General features: G+C 31.1%; 8 protein-coding genes. 3 read left to right on the top strand and 5 right to left on the bottom strand.

The features are described 5' to 3' along the window. The 3 genes from EGI31_RS14030 to EGI31_RS14020 all read left to right on the top strand — a co-directional run. Positions 1 to 1,001 (top strand): ISL3 family transposase (locus tag EGI31_RS14030; RefSeq protein WP_255035273.1); only part of this gene is annotated, 1,001 nt, incomplete at its 5' end. Continuing rightward, positions 958 to 2,724 carry a COR domain-containing protein gene (locus EGI31_RS14025; RefSeq protein ID WP_255037854.1) on the top strand — a complete coding sequence of 589 codons (1,767 nt, stop codon included), beginning with the start codon at positions 958 to 960 and terminating at the stop codon, positions 2,722 to 2,724. The genes EGI31_RS14030 and EGI31_RS14025, both read left to right, overlap by 44 nt. Before the next feature lie 10 nt (positions 2,725 to 2,734). After that, positions 2,735 to 3,031 (top strand): hypothetical protein, encoded by a 297-nt coding sequence (locus EGI31_RS14020; RefSeq protein ID WP_255037853.1) that lies wholly within the window; start codon positions 2,735 to 2,737, stop codon positions 3,029 to 3,031. A gap of 195 nt (positions 3,032 to 3,226) precedes the next feature. On the opposite strand, the gene EGI31_RS14015 is transcribed toward EGI31_RS14020, so the two are convergent. From EGI31_RS14015 to EGI31_RS13995, 5 genes are all read right to left on the bottom strand, one after another. Then, positions 3,227 to 3,361, bottom strand: coding sequence for a hypothetical protein (locus EGI31_RS14015; protein ID WP_255037852.1), 135 nt, complete (start codon positions 3,359 to 3,361; stop codon positions 3,227 to 3,229). A gap of 386 nt (positions 3,362 to 3,747) precedes the next feature. Next, entirely contained in the window at positions 3,748 to 3,909 is a 162-nt protein-coding gene (locus EGI31_RS14010) for a DUF433 domain-containing protein (protein ID WP_310586217.1), read from the bottom strand. A gap of 288 nt (positions 3,910 to 4,197) precedes the next feature. After that, positions 4,198 to 5,919 carry a hypothetical protein gene (locus EGI31_RS14005; RefSeq protein ID WP_255037850.1) on the bottom strand — a complete coding sequence of 574 codons (1,722 nt, stop codon included), beginning with the start codon at positions 5,917 to 5,919 and terminating at the stop codon, positions 4,198 to 4,200. Positions 5,920 to 6,116: 197 nt separating this feature from the next. After that, positions 6,117 to 7,070: a DDE-type integrase/transposase/recombinase gene (locus EGI31_RS14000; RefSeq protein ID WP_255036611.1), complete on the bottom strand. Its 954-nt coding sequence runs from the start codon at positions 7,068 to 7,070 to the stop codon at positions 6,117 to 6,119. A gap of 2 nt (positions 7,071 to 7,072) precedes the next feature. Beyond that, complete coding sequence (locus EGI31_RS13995) at positions 7,073 to 7,381, bottom strand: helix-turn-helix domain-containing protein (RefSeq protein WP_255035463.1); 309 nt, start codon at positions 7,379 to 7,381, stop codon at positions 7,073 to 7,075. Positions 7,382 to 7,444: the final 63 nt, after the last annotated feature.

Genomic DNA, 7,444 nt, shown 5'->3' with positions numbered 1-7,444 from the left:
ATTGTAAAATACCACGTGTAAAAACTGTTGAGAATAAGGTTGAACAAGTCTCAGTACCGTGGGCACGGGAAGGTAGTGGTTTTACACTTCTGTTTGAGGCATTTAGTATGTTGTTAATAGAGCAAGAAATGCCAGTCAACAAGGTAGGCAAAGTGATTGGAGTTTACCCCAATCGCATCTGGAATATCTTTAATTATTGGCTTGGAATTGCTTATTGTGGTGCAGATCATAGTGATATTTCAACATTGGGAATAGACGAGACAAGTTCTAAAAAGGGGCATGATTATATAACCGTTGCGGTGGATATGAAAACTTCAAGGGTAGTACATGCAACTGAGGGCAAGGGAGCAGACACCATTACGAAAATAGCTGATTATCTGGAAACTAAAGGTACCCAGAGACAGAATATCAAGCAAGTTTGTATAGACTTATCACCCTCTTTTATCAGTGGTGTGGAGTCAGAATTTTCAAATGCTCAAATAGTATTTGATAGGTATCATGTCAAAGCACTCTTGAATAAAAGTATGGACGACTTAAGAAAACAAGAACTAAAGAATCACCTAATGCTAAAAGGGCAAAAGTATTTGTTTCTCAAAAATGACAAAAACATGACGGCTTCTCAAAAAACACAGAGAGATATGTCACTAGAGGCATTACCCAGATTAGGTGCGGCTTATCGTTTAAAAATACTATTTGACGACTTTTGGTCTATTAAATCGCCTCAAGAAGCTCAAGGGTTTTTAGCCTATTGGTGTGATATGGTAAAAGAGGCAATGATACCTCAATTTGAGAAATTTGCAGACACCGTAATCAAACATTGGAAAGGAATTACAAACTATTCTAAATACCATATTTCAAACGGAATTTTAGAAGGTATTAATAGTAAAATCCAATTGGCTAAAGCTAGGGCTCGTGGATACAGAAATAAAAACAATTTTATCAGTATGATTTACTTCATTGCTGCTAAACTCAAATTCAAGTACCCACTCTATTCAGCATAGAGCCAATATTAGTAACACAAATATTACATATCTTCCAAGAAGTTTAGAATTTCTTATAAATTTAGTGGTTTTTAAATCATATAATTTAGAAATTAGAAATGTGCCTATTGAAATTATATTCAGAGGGGCTAAGTCGATTGTTAATTATTTCCAATCGCTTAAAGATGAAGTTGAAATCTTCGAAGCTAAATTGATTATTGTCGGAGAAGGCAATGTTGGAAAAAGTAGTTTGATGAAAAGATTAGTCACAAATGAATTTAATGAAAGTGAAAAATCTACCGAAGGAATTCAAATAAGTTATTATTTTACCAAAACAGGTAAGACAGAAAATTTCAGAGTAAATCTTTGGGATTTTGGAGGGCAAGAAATTTACCATTCTACTCATCAGTTTTTTTTGACTAAAAGATCCTTATATTTATTTGTATGGACAGCTCGTGATGACGATAGGAAATTTGAATATTGGTTAAATATAGTAAATTTATTAAGTGATAATGCACCAATTATATGTATTCAAAATAAAATTGATGAAAGAATACGTACTATTGATGAGAATAGCTTAAAGACTAATTTTCAGAATATTGTATCATTTAATAAAGTAAGTGCAAAAAATGATAATGGTATTGAAAAATTGAAACAGAATATTTCACAAGAATTAAATAGTTTGCCTCATATTGGAGATAAATTGCCAAAAGTGTGGCTTGATATTAGATTGACTTTAGAGGAGCTAAATAAGGATTACATTGATTATGCAGAATACTTGATTTTGTGTAAGAAAAACGAATTGAATGAAGAGAGAGCTAATTTTCTTAGTCAATATTTTCACGATTTAGGAGTTTTTTTACATTTCCAGAATGATGAAATCCTAAATGATATAATTTTTTTAAAGCCTGAATGGGCTACAAATGCTGTATATAAGATACTAGACACAAAAAAGGTTCAATCAAATTTTGGGAAATTCTCTTATCCTGAATTGAAGGAAATATGGAATGATTATCCTAAAGATAAATATCTTCATTTAGTGGAATTAATGAAAAAATTTGAATTGTGTTTTGAGTTTTTTAATTCTCGTGAATACATTATTCCAGAATTATTAAACCCTATTAAGCCTGACTTTTTTTGGGATTATTCAAAAAATTTATCATTTGAATATCATTATGAATTTATGCCAGATGGAATAATAAATAGGCTTATAGTTAGATTAAATGAATCTATAAAAGGAAAATTGTTTTGGAAATTTGGTGTAGTTTTTAAAAATAAGGACGCTGAGGCTTTAGTTCTTTCCGACCCTTTTTCAAAAAAAATTAAAATTTTTGTAAATGATTATTCTAAAAATAGTAACAACTTACACGGTGAAAAAGAAACTACAAAATCTAGTGAAGTTGAGGAAATAAAAAGTCTTAAAAAATTCGCATTATTAGAATTGATTAATCAGAATATTGAAATAATCAATAAATCTTTAAATAATCCTAAGGTGAAAGAAATGATACCTTGTTGTTGTGATGAATGCAATACTTCAAAAGATAAATATCATTTTGAAACAAATACGATAAATAGGGCTATTTTAAAAAATGTTACTGTTTTACAATGTCCTGTAAGTTTTGATGATGTAGAAATTAAAGCATTAGCAACTGGTTTTACTAAAATCAAGAAGAAAAGTAAAATGGAGAGAGAAATAGGAGATATATTTATACGGGAAAGTAATGTGAGTTTCAACGAGAATTAATAAAAAGTTTATGAAGTTCGGCAATATCAATATTAAAAATTCTACTGTAAATTTTAACGAAAATAATTTCGATGTCAACTCGAAAGTTATAACGGAATTTATTTCACAGGTAAAAGATATAGGGGTTGATAAAGTTAAGTCAATTAAAAATCACATCGAAGACATCGAGAATAATGAGAGTTTAGAAGTAAAGGAACATAGGAAGAACTCTTTAAAGGAATTTTTGATTTCAAATGGAATTGCAATTTCACAAAGCCTAACTGCCTCAGCAATTTTCGAATTACTGAAATTTTTGTATTCAAACTAACTGCAATAAAGTTAAACGGATTTTCGATATCAACAGTAAAGAGTGTTTTTACTAGTTGGGATTTAAAATAATATTGATAGTACAAAAGGTATGTTTATTCAGCAATAGTGAATTTCCATGTTTCAGTTAATTGACAAATCACCTCATCAAGAAAATCAGATTGACTATTATATCGTTAAGTTTAAATCAAGTCCATCACTCCACCTCTTTCCTATCTCCAAACATAAAAATCAAAACTGCTGCTGCGAGGGCGATACAAACAAGTCCGAAAACTGCGGTCATAAAAATACTGCGAGGATAGACTACCAAGTTGAGAAATGCATTTGTCATTGTATTTATTGTTTTAAGGTTCAAGCTAAAGATTTTATCCGAGGTTAAAAATGACAATTGTCAAATTTAATGTTACTAAAATTCTACTTAGAAGTTGGTTTTTGTATTTTTCTAATCCATTCAATACTTTTTTGACCAATTAATTCTAGCATAAGTTCCTGACTTTTCAATTGAAAAACACTTGGGAAATGTGCATTTGTGGCTGCGAAGATACTACCAAAATCAAGGTCATTGGCGAATACTATAAATCAGGATTTGGGGCATATAGGAATATTTCTGTGCCTAGTGCTTAGGCTTTACCTATTTTAGACCGAAGACTACCTCTATATTATATACAGTAAAGAAAATTTCCAATAACGGCGAAAGATTCATGTCTATTAGAGTTTTCATGAAGCCCTTGCAGAGATGTCAATCTCCTCAGCACGCCATGTAGCATAAGAGAATGCTTGTTTAATATACTCTTCTTCGAGATAAGGATATGCGGATAAAATCTTCGCTAAGTTATCACCAAATTCCAAAAGCCCAACAGTTACCCGCATTCCCCTTATACAAGGTTATCCGCCCAATACCATTAGGTCGAAAGTTATTCTGTCAATTTTCATAAAAACTTGGTTTCTAATGTCTTAAGTTAGGGATTTTTTTTGTAAAACAGGAATTAGTATTTGGTTTTTTTTCTATTTTTTGTTCCAAATACTATGTTTACTTAAGATAATGTAATCATTTTGGTCTATATATGACGAATATGATTACAAATTTGAGAATTTGCCAGAGATTAATTGGGACTAGAATGATATCAAGTGTAATATTATATAGGATTGACAAACATTTCAATAAATTTAGTTTTGACACCCATTTATTTCTGTAATGATAACAACTCCGTCTTCGGAAGTAAATCCAGGATCAAGACTTATGAAGCCATTTGTTTTGAATTGAGTATTTGACTTTATTGAACTATTAATTTTAATGAAATCTTTAGAAATGTAACTTCCAATAGGATTATCTACTATACTGAAAATGTAATTATCGGGACATTTCGTTAAGACATCTACAGGGATATAGTTTAAATTCATACAGCCTTCAAATTTGCATTTAATTAGATATCTAGTTTGACTAAAAATCGGAGCTGAAATAAGTGGATTCCCAATTTTGATTTCTTGAAAATTAGAATTATACCAATGAATTGTGCCTAGGCAAGAATTGTTATTGATACTAATACTTCGACCTAAGTTTACAGTTTCAACTTGTGAAATAGGATCTTGAACTGGTGGGCAATCTTTAATTTTAAGTATCCAAGGGTCCCGATTCATAGCTATTGAAGACTTGTCAAAGGAGTTTTTTCCAGCTGATTCACCAGTAATATAGATATGATTATCATGAGATATTACTATATTTCTTGCAATTTCGTAGGAATTGGAACCATAAGTCCGTTCCCATAATTTTGCACCAGCTGGATTTAGTTTAAAAATCCAGTAATCCTGCCAACCTTTGAGAATGGTTGATTTATTCCCTGAAACACTACTTGCGGTAGTTCCAAATGCCAAAATATTCTGGTGCTGATCTACAATAATATCGTCAATAGAGTCATTGTCGTTTCCTCCATATGATTGATTCCAAATAATATTTCCATTCAACGAAAGTTTTATAATCCAAAAGTCTAAATAACCGAAATTGTTTTGAGATTTGTCGTAACCTTGGGTGGAACCACTTCTCGCACCTATTATCAAATTACCATCTTTAGAGTCAGTGATACAGCTACTATAATCACTACCAAATCCATAAATAATACGCTCAAAAACTAATGAACCGTCATGGTTTATCCCTAATATCCAAAGATCAGAATTTCCCACATAATTAAAAGATGACTGATTATTTGAAATTTCAGAATGTCCAGATAAATATAAAATGCCATTTATTTCGGTATGATCTCTGCAAAAGTCCCCACCATTACCACCATATGATTTCTCCCATATCTTATTTCCATTGTGGTCTAGTTTTAGAACCCAAAAGTCCGAATTACCATAAGTTTGGGCACTTTTGTTCCCTGAAATAGATGATCCAGTACTACCAGATACATAAATTTTATTATCACTTCCTATTGTTATGGATTCAGGTAAGTCGAAATCGTTACCGCCAAAGGTTTTGTCCCAAATCTTATTACCTAAATTATCTAATTTAACAATCCAAAAGTCGTAGTTTCCATAGGAAACATCGGATTTGTCATGTGAATATCCCGCAGTTGATCCAATAGCAAGATAAATGTTCCCTAAATTATCTGATATAAGGTCTTTTGGAATACTATACCCATTTACAAGTAGTTGTTTTTGCCAAATCAAATTACCTTCTTTATTGAAATTTATAATCCAGATCTGAGAATTAGAACCCGAAAATGAGTTTGAATATCCAACACTTAAAAATGTACTATCTTTGAGTTCTGCAGTGAAATAAGATTCCTCAAGACCAGGCATAATAAACGATTTTTCCCATATTAAAGTTGGATTTTGTGAGTTTACAATGTTAGATATGAAAAACAATAGTAATATTTGTAATTTTTTAAACATTTGAGATAATAATGAAGGTTTACTAATAATAAATCCTGGAAATCACTTATAAAATTAGTTTGCAAAAATACTGTTTTTCTATTTCTTTTCAACAATAATTTCTGAACTTAGACACATTAAATAATTCAATTAAATATTTAGTTATGCCATTCTAAAAGCACAAATTTTCATTTAGATTTTGGGTTATCCAGTAAATATTAGGACACTTTTTTATAATTGACTAAGTTTGATTTCCCCCCTCTAGCAGACTTCATAAACGGGGTTGATTTTAAGTCAACTCCTTTTTGAAGTAAATATTCATAAGGACTGATAAAACCAATACCTCCATGAATTCTTTCAAAGTTATAGAATTCTCTGAATTCGTCTATTGTTCTTTTTGCTATTTTTATATTTTCAAACTCAAACCTCTGACAGACAGTTCTTTCCATAATTGAATGATAAGATTCAATATGAGCATTTTGTTGCGGTGTACCTGGTTTTGTAAATTCCTGTGTAATGCCATTGTTTTTTAGAAAATCTTGCACCACACTTGCTATAAATTGACTACCGTTATCGTTTCTTACTATAAAATTTTTAGGCAATCCAAACTCAGCAATGACCTTTTCAAATAGCTTTATTACATCTTCTTTTTTTATATTGTAAGCCATGTAATGGCCAATATTAAATCTACTGAATATATCTAAGATCGTTAATACTTGCATACTTTTACGTTGGCCACTTACCCAGACATATTTAATGTCAAATTCAAAAAAACTAAACTCTGTCTCCACTTTGGGAATCAAATCTTTTACTCGGTTTCGATTTGATTTTTTACTCGAAATCGGATTGCTTCCTCTAAGTAAATTGTTGATTTTCATTAATTTATAAACATAGTGTTTGCTTATTCTATATTTTTCTTTGTCCACTAAATGACGAAACGTTTTATAAGCTCCATAGTCAACAAAAGGCTTGGCGAACAATAACTTAATACGTCCAACAATTGCTGATTCTGTCACTTCTCTACCTTTAGAATCATATATAGTCGCATAAGGTTTTCTTCCAGCTTTGCCATCTGAGGGTTTATAATAAAATGAACTCTTCGATAATCCACAATGGCTCAAGACGTTTCTAATTGGAAATCCCTGGCTAATAAATTCAATAGCGACTTCCATTTTTAACTCTTTTTCAATTGACTTTTTTTTAAAAGCTCATCTTTTATTCTCAGCTCCAAAGCATTGTCGGCAACTATATTGCGAAGCTCTCGAATCTCACGCTCTAATCGCTTGATTGCTAAATCCTTGTCTGACTTCTTAATTGATTCTAAACCTGACTCTCCTGTCTGATCTAAAATCTTTTCCCAGTTGTAAATAGTTGTAGAGGATACTCCAAATTCAGCAGACGCTGCTCCAATACCTTTTTCTTTGTAAAAGGAAATTATCTGTAATTTCTGTTGCTGACTCCAGCTTTGACGATGCTTACTCATAATGACACAAAATTAAAAGTTAAAACTCTATTTTTGTGTCCTAATATTTATCGGGATGAAATC

Origin of the sequence: Lacihabitans soyangensis (assembly GCF_024343775.1) — a bacterium.
GTDB lineage: Bacteria > Bacteroidota > Bacteroidia > Cytophagales > Spirosomataceae > Leadbetterella > Leadbetterella soyangensis.
The sequence above is the reverse complement of the archived record's forward strand: the minus strand, read 5'-3'. Positions and strand labels throughout refer to the sequence as shown.